Source organism: Gilliamella sp. B3464, from assembly GCF_026536145.1.
Classification (GTDB): Bacteria; Pseudomonadota; Gammaproteobacteria; order Enterobacterales; family Orbaceae; genus Gilliamella.
Genome location: NZ_JAFNOQ010000011.1, coordinates 1 through 14831, shown reverse-complemented (window position 1 = coordinate 14831; position 14831 = coordinate 1). Strand labels below are relative to the sequence as shown.

The 14831-nt window shown below is 33.0% G+C and carries 9 protein-coding genes and 2 pseudogenes; all 11 read right to left on the bottom strand.

The window, feature by feature from the left end; all coding sequences use genetic code 11:
- Positions 1-10 precede the first annotated feature (10 nt).
- Positions 11-1027: a dipeptide ABC transporter permease DppB gene (dppB, locus tag J3U57_RS10800; protein WP_267344759.1), complete on the bottom strand. Its 1017-nt coding sequence runs from the start codon at positions 1025-1027 to the stop codon at positions 11-13.
- Positions 1028-1177: 150 nt separating this feature from the next.
- Positions 1178-2791, bottom strand: a complete 1614-nt coding sequence (locus tag J3U57_RS10795; protein WP_323849468.1) for an ABC transporter substrate-binding protein — start codon at positions 2789-2791, stop codon at positions 1178-1180.
- Positions 2792-3894: 1103 nt separating this feature from the next.
- Positions 3895-5361 carry a hypothetical protein gene (locus J3U57_RS10790; RefSeq protein WP_267344760.1) on the bottom strand — a complete coding sequence of 489 codons (1467 nt, stop codon included), beginning with the start codon at positions 5359-5361 and terminating at the stop codon, positions 3895-3897.
- Between the two features lie 794 nt (positions 5362-6155).
- A complete protein-coding gene (locus J3U57_RS10785) occupies positions 6156-6626 on the bottom strand; it encodes a GNAT family N-acetyltransferase (protein ID WP_370545641.1) in 471 nt (156 codons plus the stop codon).
- The gene (locus J3U57_RS10780; protein ID WP_065561594.1) at positions 6623-6898 is read right to left on the bottom strand and encodes a DUF1778 domain-containing protein; all 276 of its coding nucleotides are present in this window, start codon (positions 6896-6898) and stop codon (positions 6623-6625) included. The genes J3U57_RS10785 and J3U57_RS10780 overlap by 4 nt, the downstream gene beginning before the upstream one ends.
- A 111-nt stretch (positions 6899-7009) precedes the next feature.
- A pseudogene (locus J3U57_RS10775) lies at positions 7010-8092 on the bottom strand (IS3 family transposase).
- 302 nt (positions 8093-8394) lie between these two features.
- Entirely contained in the window at positions 8395-10248 is a 1854-nt protein-coding gene (locus J3U57_RS10770; protein WP_065613611.1) for an HsdM family class I SAM-dependent methyltransferase, read from the bottom strand.
- A gap of 11 nt (positions 10249-10259) precedes the next feature.
- Positions 10260-10823 carry a hypothetical protein gene (locus tag J3U57_RS10765; protein ID WP_065613613.1) on the bottom strand — a complete coding sequence of 188 codons (564 nt, stop codon included), beginning with the start codon at positions 10821-10823 and terminating at the stop codon, positions 10260-10262.
- A complete protein-coding gene (locus J3U57_RS10760; protein ID WP_065613796.1) occupies positions 10820-11479 on the bottom strand; it encodes a hypothetical protein in 660 nt (219 codons plus the stop codon). Before J3U57_RS10760 ends, J3U57_RS10765 begins: the two co-directional genes overlap by 4 nt.
- A 4-nt stretch (positions 11480-11483) precedes the next feature.
- Positions 11484-14120, bottom strand: a complete 2637-nt coding sequence (locus tag J3U57_RS10755; RefSeq protein WP_065613615.1) for an ATP-binding protein — start codon at positions 14118-14120, stop codon at positions 11484-11486.
- A gap of 359 nt (positions 14121-14479) precedes the next feature.
- Positions 14480-14717: pseudogene (locus tag J3U57_RS10750) on the bottom strand (IS3 family transposase); the annotation flags it as partial.
- Positions 14718-14831 lie beyond the last annotated feature (114 nt).

Genomic DNA, 14831 nt, shown 5'->3' with positions numbered 1-14831 from the left:
AAACACACTCTTATTTATGTCTTATACGGGGATTGATAACACCGTACAACATATCAACCAATAAATTCACCAAAATAATCATGCCTGCAACAATCAAAACACCACTTTGCACAACTGGGTAATCTCGACGTTGTAGTGCTTCAATTAACCAACGACCAATTCCTGGCCATGAAAAGACAGTTTCGGTCAATATTGCGCCAGCAAGCATAGAACCAACTTGTAAACCGATAACGGTAATTACAGGAATCATCGCATTACGTAACGCATGGATAAGAATGATTCGCAGTCGGCTAACTCCTTTCGCTCGTGCTGTTCGGATATAGTCTTCACTCAACACTTCTAACATAGAAGAACGGGTCATACGCACAATTACTGCTAATGGGATAGTACCTAATACAATGGATGGTAAAATTAAGTGAGTAACAGCATCAATAAAATCTTCCTTTTCTCCCCATAAAAAAGTATCAATTAACATAAATCCGGTTAAAGGTTGACTTTCATCTAAAAAAAGCATATCGCTGACACGACCTGATACTGGGGTTAAATTTAAGTGTACAGAGACCAACATAATAAGCATCATTCCCCACCAAAAAATCGGCATGGAATATCCCGTTAAAGACAAACCTATAGCGGTGTGATCAAATATTGATCCACGTTTCACTGCCGCAAGCACGCCAATTGGAATCCCAAAACTAATCGCAAACACCATCGCACAAAATCCAAGCTCAAAAGTTGCTTTAAATCGAGGAACAAATTCCTCCCAAACTGGAATTTGGCTTTTAAACGAGATCCCTAAATCACCATGCAGCATTCCAATAATGTATTGAAAATATTGCTCATATAGCGGTTTATCTAAACCTAATTGAGTCATTAATTCGGCATGACGTTCTGGCGATAAACCTCGCTCTCCGGCAAGAACGGTAATGGGATCACCAGGAATAAGGTGAACGAAAATAAAAGTCAGCAGTGTAATACTGATAAAAGTCGGAATAAGTATACCTAACCGCTTTAAAAGAAATCGAAACATGTAGTGGCTCTTAAGTAGTATTGCTTCTAAATTATTGTCTATCAAATAGATAAACTTTTTATTGTTATAAAATAATATATTGATAATATTAAATTAGGTAAAACCCAACGCAGCGATTAACCGCATAATAGAGGTTAATCGCTAGGAATGCTATTTTTCAAGAGCAACTTGGTTGAAGTTATGTAATGCTAAAGGATCCATTATATAGCCTTTAACCTCTTTACGTATCGGCATATAAACCATTGAGTGAGCAATCATTAATGCTGGTGCTTGATCATGCATCTCAACTTGTGCTTGTTTATAGAGTTCAACCCGTTTTTCATGATTTGGTTCAATTCGAGCTTGTTGTAATAAATCATCGAATGGTTTATAACACCAATGTGAATAATTCGAACCAGATTTAACCGCATCGCAACTCATCAAAACTGAATAAAAGTTATCTGGATCACCGTTATCTCCCGACCATCCCATTAATACTGCATCATGTTCACCATCACGAATTCGGGATAGATACTCTCCCCATTCATAACTAACAATTTTAGCAGTTACCCCAATTTTAGCCCAATCCGCTTGAATCATTTCAGCCATACGGCGCGCATTAGGATTATATGGTCGTTGTACTGGCATTGCCCATAAATTAATAGTAAACCCGTTCTCTAATCCGGCTGATTTTAATAATTCTTTTGCTTGTGCAGGATCATAAGGATAATCTTTTACAGCATCGTTATAACCCCACATTGATGGTGGAATAAAGTTTTTAGCTGGTTCAGCTGCCCCCTGAAATACAGCTTTAATGATCGCATCCTTGTTGACAGCCATATTTAGAGCTTGACGAACTTTTAAATTATCTAGTGGTGGTTTATCCATATTGTAAGCTAAATAGCCAATATTAGTCCCTGCCATTTCTTTAACAACAATGTTATTATCTGATTTCATTCGTTCAACATCCGCTACATTTGGAAATGGCATTGCATGACACTCTCCTTTTTGTAACTTAGCATAACGCATTGCAGCATCAGGTGTAATTGAAAAAACTAAACGATCAAGTTTAGCTTTAGGACCAAAATAATCTGGGTTCGCTTTATAAAGGATTCGTGAATCTTTTTGATATTGAACAAAAGTAAATGGGCCGGTTCCAATAGGTAGTAAATCGACTTTTTCTGGTGTGCCATTTTTAAGCATAGCATCGGCATATTCTGCTGATAAAATTGAAGCGAAGGACATCGCTAAATCGGCTAAGAAAGGCGCTTCTGGCTGACTTAACTCAAATACGACAGTATGATCATCAACCTTTCTAACCTCTTTAATTAAATTAGGTAATCCCATACTTTCAAAATATTCATATTGGCCACCAGAAACTTTGTTATAAGGATGATTTTTATCCTTTTGTCGCATAAATGTAAAAACAACATCATCAGCATTTAAATTTCGGGTTGGTTTAAATTCTTTACTGTTATGCCATTTAACATCATCACGTAAATGAAAAGTATAAGTTAGACCATCTTGGCTAATATCCCAAGATTTAGCTAAAGAAGGTTCAATTTCGGTAGTGCCTAATTTAAATTCCACCAAACGATTATAAACAGGAACTGCACCCGCATCCATCGAAATACCGCTTGTCACAAGCTGTGGATTAAATGTTTCAGGTGAAGCTTCTGCACAATAAACTAACGTTCCATCAGCATACGATTGTGCACTGGTGAGCAACGTTATTAGTGCAGCACTCAATAAAAATTTTCGTTTATATTTACTTATATTTCTCATAAAATCATCCTAATTATCAACTATATTAAACCTATTTTGTCACACGTAAACAAAGTTAAGAGCATTGTATTTTTGATATCTTTAATATACAAATTTGATAAAATATCTTAATTTTAGTTCTTACAACAAAAAAATTTAATCTTGATTAAATCCATATTTTTACCATCTTCCGCACAGATATAGTGCAAAAAGCACCATAATTAAAATCAACGTGTGACATAGGCATTTACATTAACACACCATTTTTAATTGAAATGACTGCTAACATTAACGCAACAAAAGTTAGATACCGCCAAACAAATAAAAATATGCAAAATTAGTGCCAGTTTCAATTTGCAAATCTATATCAAAAATATGTTTTAGTTGTGATCAATTTAAGTATCACCCTTAACTTTTTATATAAATAATCACTTACTAATTGATTTTTATTAAATGTATTATAGTTAGTGTAAATAAAATAATCACCAAATTAATAATATAAAATTAAATTTTCAACTTGATTTCATGCAACTAAAATATAGTTGAAGCGTGGTTTTAGGAGGTTTTATAATTTTAGGATTGGTGCCTGATGGGAAATGAAGATATAGCTTAAAATATGAGGAGTTGGGATAAGGAATTTTAGGTAGAAAAAAGTATTTGTGTTTGTATTCTTAAAATTAATCTTTTTTTAAAGGCATTTTTACTCCGTTAACATCTTTCATGTTTTAACCAAACTTCTATCAAAAAAATTTAGTGTTTTATTAAAATTCGGTCTACAATACAAAATTTAAATACTTTGTAAAAAGCTAGTTTAGTAATACTAGTTACAAAATGACAGATTAAAAAATACTAATTCAAATCTCTTTAGTTAGATCAACTTTATCAAATACTGACATATCAATACTTATTTTCTTCAATTTTATTTCGACAATGCCTGATTACTCTTTTTTCGAGCCGCCAACACCACCGTTGGCGTTGTCGGTCGTAAGCGGTTGTCGCTAAAGCAACTACCGCTCTTTTCTCGCCAACTCTTTCGGCTCGGATTGCCCATGCCGCTGCGACTTTACATTGGCAGTTTATCCTTTATTACCTCTTATATACTCCCACAACTTAAGGACTAAGCACTAAGGATAGGCGCAAAGCGCGTTATGTGTGTTAAAGTTGTTGACAAAGCGCGCAGTACCTATGTCTACGTTCACTATAGCCAGGTCACCATCAGCATTACTCGGTTCACTAGTCCAGTACCATTGGCCTTTGAGACCAATGGCTGGATAATAAGCCATAGAGCCCCACTCCGCGAAAAAGCCCGCACCTATATAACGCATGTAATAATCACCAGGTGAGGAAGGAGAAGCGCCGACTAAACCGCTACAGAAGGTTAATGGAAAATCAGACGTACAAGATGCATTTGTCAAATCCTTTACCTTAGGTAATCGATAACCAATACTATTACACCAAGATAAGGTTTTAGAATGACTGTAATCTTTAGATCGGTTGACGAACCACTGCTTCAAAGTAAAACCATATTTAACGACAGCATTACCTCGACTGTCACGACCGACCAACTCGAATGTCTGGGGCAAAGTAGGTTTAGAAATAAGACCAGGATTGTCCGAATTTTGCTGGGATTCGGTAGCGAAAGGACCAGTTAAAGTAACGCGTACGCTTGTAGCAGTAGAATTACTCATTGTAGCTGTGATACCTCCCTGAGAGACCGGAGACCAAGACAAAAGCTGTTTACTACCGGTAATGAGTAAATCAAAGTACAATCCATTAGAACCAGTAGTAGGAAAGTTTTGACCATAACGTGATGGGTCAGTTGACTGAGAAAGAAAACCATTAGTAGGGTCCAACATCGAAGCCGGACCTGCAAATCGATCTGAAGCGTAAGTCAAATCAGGCCGAGAAAAACAAACCTCAGGCGTAGCCTTAGGATTGACGAAATAAGTCACACTACTTGCATTGAAATTACTACTATTAGGAACTCCGTAACGGGTAGTTAATGTGCCATTAGTACTGGATAACGTAACCTTATAAGGTGCCTTACAAATCTCTGGCACAGTACTACGTGATACCCATTGACCTCTTTTATCAACGATAGATAAACTTAGAGAACCGGTAGCTATAACGTCAGTATCTCCATCATCATCCCCCCAATAATTGTAAGGCTCGCCAATTAAGGTGTTCAAAGCGATAGCATCAGCAGCGGGTGGCACCAACATAGCAATATCAATAAAGCTTTCGTTTTCTTTAGGTAACACTATTGGATTATCTAAGGTTGAGGTATTATTTTGAGGAGTAATGCGGGTACCATCGGATAACGTAATACCTAACAGCCCCTCAGTCGTGGTAATTTTAGTTATCCCATTATCAGAGGTTAAATAGGGCTGACTACCATGAATGACTTGCGCCGTAGTCACCGACAACGCTCGAGTCGTAGTGGCATAAGGTAATAATAACAAAGGTATTAAAGCTAAATAGCGCTTTATATTGAAAACAATATATGGCGGACGATTAACCAATAATAGCTGTCGTCGACAATGATGTTGGGAGCTGGGTTGGCGAACGTGCGATACTAAACCAGATAGCAACCTCTGCCCTAAATTAGATACGCAATCACACTTTAATTTGAGCAAAAAACGAGAGACTAAATCGAATACTAAACTAAGTTTTAAATTAAGCTTTAGGTGTAATAAATCAGCTAAAGTGTGTTGATATAGATTTTTGACGTAAGGCTGCCTGTGTCTTGTGTCTTGTGTCTTGTGTCTTGTGTCTTTATATTATAAAGCATAATGCGCAATCCTTCAAGCAAATTTATGTTTTATTTACACTTTTCCATTTTAGTGCGCAAAAAACTAAACGATTAATTTACCGGTCAAAGTATAGCACCTTAGTAAAATTTAACTACCGATTAACGACGATTATTTGTAAAGAATGGTAAATGAATAGGGAATGTTATTAATTTCTACTTATACGTTATTTAGCTAAAATTGCGAGAAAGTGGAAAAATAGACTTAAGTCAGTAACGTTCTTGTCATGCTTATTAACCTTAATATATAAAGGCATTAAAGCCATATTACCGATACATGCCATTATTGAAGCCAATCTACCTGTCTGTGTATTCGATATTGTACTTGACTTGATTTAACACTGGTGAAAGTTGATTGATAAGAAAATACGTTGCAAGGCTTATGGGAAAAGGCTAAGACACAAAAAAACCAGCTTTCGCTGGTGTTCTTTTTGGAATTGGTGCCCGGACGCGGAATCGAAGATGTGGGTTGAATTCTTGTGGTTACTGGATTTGAAAAATTTAGATGAAAAATGTACCCGTATTTGTATCCCTAAATTTAGCTGCTTTAAAAATGTACAATTAAGCTCAATTTTATTACCATAAAGAGATTAGCATTGTTCTTTCCTGAATCCCTGAATCAACAAAGCCAAATTTAATATAAAACGCATTGGCTTCATCTGTTAAGCTATGTACCAATAGTGCTCTAGAACCAACTTGTTTAGAGACTTCTTTCGAGCGTAATATAGCATCTTTTAATAATGCCGCACCTAATCCTTTTGCTTTGTAATTTTTATCAATAGCTAAACGGCCTAAGATAATAACCGGAATAGGATCGGGCATATTGCGCTTAAATCTACTCAATGTTAGTTGTCGATGTTGGATACTTCCAGTTGATAAACAATAAAAGCCGATTACTTTGTTATTGTCACAAATCACAAATGTACGGGAAGCACCACTTTTTTGATTTTTTAAGAATTTTTTCTTCAACCATTCATTCAAAGACAACTCTTCACAATTAAATGACGTAAAATCATGATGTTCATTCAATAAATGTGGCGCTTCTATTTTTCCCATGGTGACTTCCGTGACAACAAAGCTTGAATTTTTTCATTACTATCAAAAGAGGCTTCGATTGCATGATTGAAGGCATTTATCTGTTCATCGTCGATTAAAAAAAGACGCTGATCAAGCAAAACATCTTCAGCCTTTGAGCAGGCCGCTTCTAAAATAAAATCAGTGCGTGATTTAGATAGTAAATGCGCTGCAATATCAATCAATTCTTTTTGGGATGCCTTAGCTCTAATATTAATAGGCGATTCTTTGGTTTCAGTTCTCATTTTAATTGCCGTTTTTTAATTTAGTATGAATATGCATTGTATAGCAAATTGATATACAGGTGAAGTGGTGTTGTAAATACCCCAAACTTAGTACAAGATTCAAGTAGAAAATCATGCTGTTTGTTTTAGTGTTTTATACTCAATCGGTGTCATGTTATTTAATGCCTCATGCGGTCTTTCGGTATTATAAATCGTTAACCATTCTTCGGTTATTCTCCTTGCTTGTGCTAAGTTGTTAAAAAGATATAAATCGAGTACTTCAGTACGATAGGTACGATTAAATCGTTCAATATAGCCATTTTGATAAGGACTACTGGGCTGGATATAATCAATGGCTATATCATGGGATTTAGCCTAGTTTATAAAGGTTTTTCCTGTAAATTCTAGTCCATTATCGACTCGTATTTTTAATGGATACCCATGATATTCGGCCAGTTTATCTAAATAACGGGTAATTCTCCCTGCCGGTAAGCTTACTGCAATATCAATGCCTAGCGCCTCACGATTAAAGTCATCGATGACATTGAAGGTCCTAAAGCGACGTTGATTACGACTACTGTCACTCATAAATTCCATTGACCAGCTTTCACCTTGTTTATTAGGAACCAATAGCTTTTCTGGTGTTCGTGGGGGGACACGTTTTTTACGCTTTACCCTGAGATTAAGCTTTAATTCACAATACACCCGATACACCCGTTTATGATTCCATTTATAGCCGAGCTTTCTGATACGATTAAAGCATTTAGGAAAGCCCCAGCCGTAAATGCCGGTCTGTGATAGCATTCAACACCGAAACAATCACCGTATCATCCAGTAACTTAGGTTGATAATAGTAAGCACAACGGCTTAAGCCAACAATGGCACAACTCATACCAATAGTAATAGAATGATTTTGTTGTAGTTGCTGTGCCCACGTTTTACGTGCCTTTGTGGGCACTAAAGCTTTTTTATGATTTCTTCCTGAAGCTGGGATTTTAAGCTCAGTTCGGCAAACATCTGTTTAAGCTTACGGTTTTCAGCCTCCAGCTCCTTTAAGCGTTTGATGTCCGAAGTTTCCATTCCGCCGTATTTTTCTCGCCATTTATAGAAAGTTGAACTACCCATGCCATATTTACGACAGAGCTCCTTGACAGGAATACCGGCTTCAGCTTCTTTTAAAATAGCTACTATTTGATGTTCAGTCATTTTTTTCATAATTAAATCCCCTTTACTTTTATCATAGAGAATTTTCTACTTTTTTGCTGTACTATTTTAGGTGATAGTTACAGTGTTTAAATATCGAAGAAATAAATAGCATAAACGTTATTGAATATAAATTATTAAAATAGGATGGGGAACCTTCTACGTTAGTTGTGTACTGAGTTTGGGGTATTTACAATATTTGTCTCCTATGATTTTTGTTTATATCATAGAGGCGACTTTTGTCCACTTTTTTGGCGAGGATCCCCCTCAATTGACTTAGCATGAGAGCAGATATATAAAATAACTTATTTAGACTATAAATCATTTAAATTGATATCATATTTTTTTGCTATGAACTCATTCAAAATGGTATTAGTTTCTTGTTTTAAAATGAAGTTTTCTTCTTTTTCAGTTAAAGTGCAAATCCCAAAATTTTTTATATATGTACCATTCAATGAATAATAATTTGAAGAATATGGTTTGCTTGTATTCTGTATATAAAACCAAAAAACTTTCGATTCAAGTATTTTTTTCAAAATAGCTAATTCTCTGATTGATTTTCCGAAAAAAGCTAATCCGTTATAAAAATAAAGCCGCTTATCAGAGTTAATTAGAAAATGAGGTGTAATATCTGAATATTTAGGAAAAAACATTTTATAAGCTACTTGCTCTAATCCTTGAGATCGGCCATAAGCATACCACGTTGGATATTCTCCTTTACCTTTATCTCTTTCAGATAAAACAATTTTGTTAGCCTCTAAATAAGCATAGGCTTTAGGGAAATTTTTTTTAAAATCATTTTCACTGATCAGCTTAGGCTTTTTTTCGTTTGTATACGGAAATATAAGCAGTTCTTTTAATTGGTTTAGTGAAACGGTTCTACTTAACTTATTCGAATTAATAACTTCACAACAAATTGTTTTTTCGATGGGGTAGATTGTTTTGTCCATTTCTAAGTAAAAAAAATCGCTATCTTCTTTGATAGACTTAAATATATAAATATTATTCCTTAAAGTAGCCAATCCGTGACTTGTTCTAAATAACTCGCCTAATGGCCTACCTGTTTTTTCAATTTTTTCAATTAACTTATGACTTTTTAGATTCCAACCTTTATATGAGTCTAATTTATTATATTCAATACTAGATAACGCTATATTCTTGCAGCTAAGAAGAGTCGGGCTAAGTCTTGTATATCTAATTTTCTTGTGAATTTTATTCTTAATAATACAAATACAAGTATATGTATTTCGAGATTTAAAAACTTGTTCAGCTCCGAAATCGTATATCTTTAAATCTAGTAATTTCTCAGTAAAAAATTGCCTTATTCCTCTAGCATTTAAACTCTTAAAGAAACTATTCATCGTAATAAACCCTAATACACCAGAAGGTGAGAGGCTTTCAATACCGATCTGAAAAAAAGGTATATATAAGTCAGGATTACCCGCTTGACAGGTTTTAAACTTTGATAAAAGATTTTTAGTTGTCTGACTTAGGTGTCGAGCAGCAACATAAGGAGGATTTCCTAAGATAAAATCAAATCCTTGAAAATCACATAAGTTTACATGCCAATTAAATGAGAGGGTATTACCAATAAAAAGATTAAAAGAAAAATTATCATCTTCGCCCTGTGTCAATGCCAATAACGATAATAATAGTTTTGCTCTAATGATTGCATAATCTTCTACATCAATACCATATATATTTCTAAAGTATATTTCTTTATAAGTTAATTGAAAGCTGCGCTTCATATGTTGAGCGACGTCAATTAAAAACGCTCCACATCCACATGCAATATCTGCAGTTTTAGTTTGAGTATTTAGTTTATTATTCTTTTTTGCAAGTGTTTCTTTGATAATAAACTGTCTAATTAATTGTGGCGTATAAACTGCCCCGTTTGTGATACGATTAACAGGAGAAATAACGAATTCAAATAATTGGATAAGATCCTCAAGATCAAAATGCTTTTGGTGGGACGAAATTATATCTAACAAGCCTTTTAATAGCTCATTTTTTTGTGGAACTTGATGATGAATACATTGTATTAGTAGTTGATTAAATTTGACTGTTAAATTATTGTAAATTAAAAAAGATGATACAATTAAACTATTAACATCGTCAGGAGCAAACAATTTATTTTTTTTAAAGAATGCTAGAATATCTTTTTTCACTATCGCTGAGCTCAAAAATTATTATTTAAATATTGTTTATACTCAAAGAATGAGGATGATAAGTCAGCGATTACAGAATTAATTTCATCTATATTTTCTTTTTTTTTGATATTTTCTTTTAAAGAGAATAATTTTTGTAATTTCAACTCAAGTTGTTCAAGAATCCAGATAATAGAGTATCTAGCTAAGTATAATTTCAGTTTTTTATACATATAAATAGCTTGCTCACATTCTTGCTGTGGATAAATACATCCCATATTATCTCTATAAAAATAGAGATTAAAGTCTTCATTACATGGATCTAGATAATTTCCGTCATCATCTGATTTTAATATATTAACATATGAGCAAGCATAAACTAGATTACTATACTCAGTTTCTAAGTGCGGATACTTTTTCTTGGGTAAGAAATGATCAATATGAAAATTACGTTTACCTCCAAACCAAGAGTCAACACAATCTGTATAACCGCAACGACCATGGAAATCATCCGCCAAATATGGCTTATAATCTCTATAATTATTATGTTTTTTCTGATAAGTTCGTATAGGGGTTATTGTCCTAAATTTAATCATTTATCACCCTCGAGCCTACTGATTAATAAATCGGCTTTTTCTAATATTTTCTGCAAATAATCTTTATTTCGAGCATTTTTAAGTTGTTGTGGTATAGCATACTTTTTATTAATAGAGTGCTCAAGAAAACTATCCAAGGCAATAATCTCTTCCTCTTCTTTTAGTGTAGTCTTTTCTTGTTTCCGTAAATTAAATAGCTCTTCTAGACGCTGTTCTGATTTTTTAATTCTAGACTTATAGTGTTGAATTTGTTTTTCAACTCGATCTAGAAAATTAGCTTTTGATTGTTCCTTTTCATGTAATATCTTTTTAATATAAATTTTATTAACATCTTTAGAAATTAAAATAGCATCATCATCAAAAGATGTTATAACAAAACAAGGAAAATCCTCTCTAATATCTAAAAATGTTTCTATAAGATTAACACCATTGTAAGGAACATTGTATGTTACATCTATTTTTTTATCGTTTAATTGAAAATCCGTAATGACTACATCTGGAGAAATATCAATAATTTTTGCAATCATTTCATCTATACTTTCTAAAGGATATTCTGTTAGTACTTGAAATTTTTTGTCACTATCAGTTTCCTCAACATAGTCCAGAAAGTTATCAAAAACTTCTTTTTCTTCATCTATAAATAGTATCTTATACATAATTTTATCTTTTATATTTAACAGGAAGTTTAACTTCCAAAGAAAAACCTTCATTAGGATATAGAAGCTTAACAGAACCATCATTTTCTTCAATTACTGATTTAATGATCCACATTCCTAGTCCCGTACCTATTTCCTCTCCTGAGTCAGGATTTCTTTTTGTTGTAAATAAAGGTTTAAAGATATCTTCATGTTTGAAGATATCTTTTGATAATCCCGGTCCATTGTCTTGATATACTATACATATTTCTTTTAATGTTTCTTTTGCTTTTATAATTATAACTCTATCCCTTGACTTTTTGGATTTAGTAAAAGCATCAATGCTATTAACAACTAAATTATTAAAAATACTATCCATATCAATTTCAAACATTCTCAAATTAATATTTGCGATATCTTTAATATCAAGATCAATAGAGCGTTCATTTAAAACGGTTGCCCAATCATTTTTAAACTCTTGGAAATATCTAGATAAATACAGTTGATTCCGTTTTCTTTTATCTTTACGCGCAGCTCCTAACGAAAAATTAAGCCAGTTATGCATTTTCAAATCTTGGCTTTTCATTCGTTCAAGTAAAATATAAGGATTTTTTCTTTCTTCCTCATTTTTATAATCATTTTCAGGAATTTTATCTAGTAATAATTTCTTAATTTTATTAACTCTTGATTCCAATTGATTACTAAGATGGCTTAATTCATGTGTAAATGCAGCTAGAACAATTCCTCCACTTGCCATACCACGAAGTAATTTTTGTTCTTCACGCAAACGCTCAATCTCATCATCTTTTTTTGCATTTAACTCAGCTAAAATGAATTTCTCTTTTTGATCAGGGCTATCATCTGCCATGTTCGGATTATCATTTTTTTGAGATTTTTTAGACTCTTCATATATACGCTGTGCTATTTTTTCAGCTTCTTCCCTTGTCCTTTGCTCTGAATATTTTTCATTATTATAGTCAACCATTTCCCTGGCGATATATGCTCTATCTTCTTCAAAAATATTAATTAGAGAAATAATTAACTGTTTAAAAATGAGAAAAGTTTTATTTTCTTGTAACCCTTCTCGACTCGATTTATCCTCAAAGTCAATATTCGCTAAACGTGAAATACTAATGGCACCAGTAATATTATCTGGCTCAACACGGTACCCACCGTTTTTTTTCCCTATACCGGCAGGACTTGCGGCCTTTCTCATTCCTAATCCTAGCCAATCGAAAGCAACATCTTTAACTTCTCCATATGGCCTCACCCTAAAATTATCACGAAATAATTTTATTCCACCAAATTTAGCTAACCAATTTTTTCTAAACCCGAGTGAACTTTCTTTATGGAAAAATTTTTCAGCATCTGGACTTTTTTGTTTTTTTAGAAAATAAAAACTAAACTCAAATTGTCCTATTAATTTAAAAATACCATCTTTATCAACATCTTCATATCCTGGCATTAATTGAGAGAATGTTTTTTGTAATTCCCATTCTCCTTTTTGGAAATCTTCGAGTCTATATGGATATTTAGTTAAGTTTTTTCGATTAAAAAAATCAGGCGGTATTCTATCAACATCATATTCATTACGAATAATTTTAATTTTTATATTCTGACTATTATCAGCTTTAGCAATTATTTTGTAATCAAAATCATCGCAAAGAACACTTGGTATTAAACCATATTTATCCGGAGTTAATGAACTGAATAAATAAATTTGAAAACCACCTGTCTCTTCTGGAGGAACTAACGCTTCTAAGTCAGCATAAACTTGATCTACATAATAATCATTCCACGTTTCCCTTAAATTACTTATTTTTAAGATAGTTCCAAACTGTAAATTTATATTTTTGTCTAATTGCTCAATAACGCTTTTAGGTAATAGCTGCTCGATATATTCTTTAAGATTAGCGTCTCTTAGTGCAAATATTTCTGCATTGACATTATCAATTGTTTTCGATGATCCCTCAAAATCCTCCCAATTCACACGCCATATATAACCGGCCTCATTCTCATTAATTAAATCTTTATGATATGAAGGATTATAAACAGTAATCATTTCACAATGGTTCCCTAATCTATCTAAAGCAAAACGACCTATTCCTTTTGCTCCTGCTTTTATCCTCCCCGATTTTGTTACATAATTTTCATGCTTATTATCTGTGCCAATTACCATCCAATTTTTTTCAATAATATCTAATGTCATGCCTTCGCCACTATCTATAAGATATAAAGTAGCAAGTATAGATAAATATTGCTTTAATTTTTTTATGGAATCTTCATTGGCTGTATTATTTAATACATAATTTCCCATTTCATTTTGAATATATGACTGAGAAAAAAGCTGTTCAAACTCAAATTTTTCTTGCTTCAATCTTTCACTATGAGCATTAATAGAAATGCTATTAATTAATTTTGTGTAATGATTCTCAATTTGATTTTTCAGCTCTTCATAATAAAATGGTGAAATTTCACTGTGTAATACAGAAAATTTATTATCAAAGTAGACAATACTAATTTTACTATCAGCATCATAACCATTTTTAACTAGCTCTATGATCGCGCCTTTAGATGTTGCTATATTTTCCCTACCAATTAATCTTGCCGTTCTAGCTGAGACTTTGAAAGGTATTTGCTTTTTGCTAGTAATATTAATCATATTTATAACCAGTTAAATTATCCACATTAGTAGTTTTTTTTAAATATCACTATATTTAACCTACTTTCAATAATATCGGTAATGCTTCGGATATCTCTTAAGAAGATATAGTCATAATCAATATTTCTTCTACTTTACAAAGCTTTTTGACCTTTTCTCGAGTTTTACTTTGTTTACGAGTACTCTGGTATTTTATTAATATAGCATAACTGCCTAAAATAAAAAGTATGGATTGTGAGTGATTTTTAGTTGTATGCACTTAGATTTGTACGTAAATTAATAATAAAATAATTGTATTTCATTCTTTACTTATTTAATATGTATATATTTCTTATATCGGAGTGATCCTCGCCAAAATATTAGACATTGCCCGCCTCTATTATTTTATCGTGTTGTTCATATTGTTCAGGTGATATCCAGCCATTACCTGAATGACGGCGTATCCGATTATAATAGATTTCAATATATTCAAATAGTGCTTTATTAGCAGTTTCCTCGTTTTGTAGTAAAAGTCATGAATAATATGTGTTTTGAGTGTATGGAAAAAACTCTCAACAACCGCATTATCAAAGCAGTTCCTCTTCGACTCATGCTTTGCCCTGATGAATCCCCTAATGATTTTGGTAAAAATCATTAAGTTAAGGTAGATACACATCTTGTCATATGATCAAATGGTTTCGCCAAAAATCAATAATCAGACAACAAAATGTG

Bases quoted from the DNA above. Each gene is read 5' to 3' on its own strand.
- dppB (WP_267344759.1), bottom strand. From the start codon at position 1,027: ATGTTTCGATTTCTTTTAAAGCGGTTAGGTATACTTATTCCGACTTTT.
- J3U57_RS10795 (WP_323849468.1), bottom strand. From the start codon at position 2,791: ATGAGAAATATAAGTAAATATAAACGAAAATTTTTATTGAGTGCTGCA.
- J3U57_RS10780 (WP_065561594.1), bottom strand. From the start codon at position 6,898: ATGAGAACTGAAACCAAAGAATCGCCTATTAATATTAGAGCTAAGGCA.
- J3U57_RS10765 (WP_065613613.1), bottom strand. From the start codon at position 10,823: ATGATTAAATTTAGGACAATAACCCCTATACGAACTTATCAGAAAAAA.
- J3U57_RS10760 (WP_065613796.1), bottom strand. From the start codon at position 11,479: ATGTATAAGATACTATTTATAGATGAAGAAAAAGAAGTTTTTGATAAC.
- J3U57_RS10755 (WP_065613615.1), bottom strand. From the start codon at position 14,120: ATGATTAATATTACTAGCAAAAAGCAAATACCTTTCAAAGTCTCAGCT.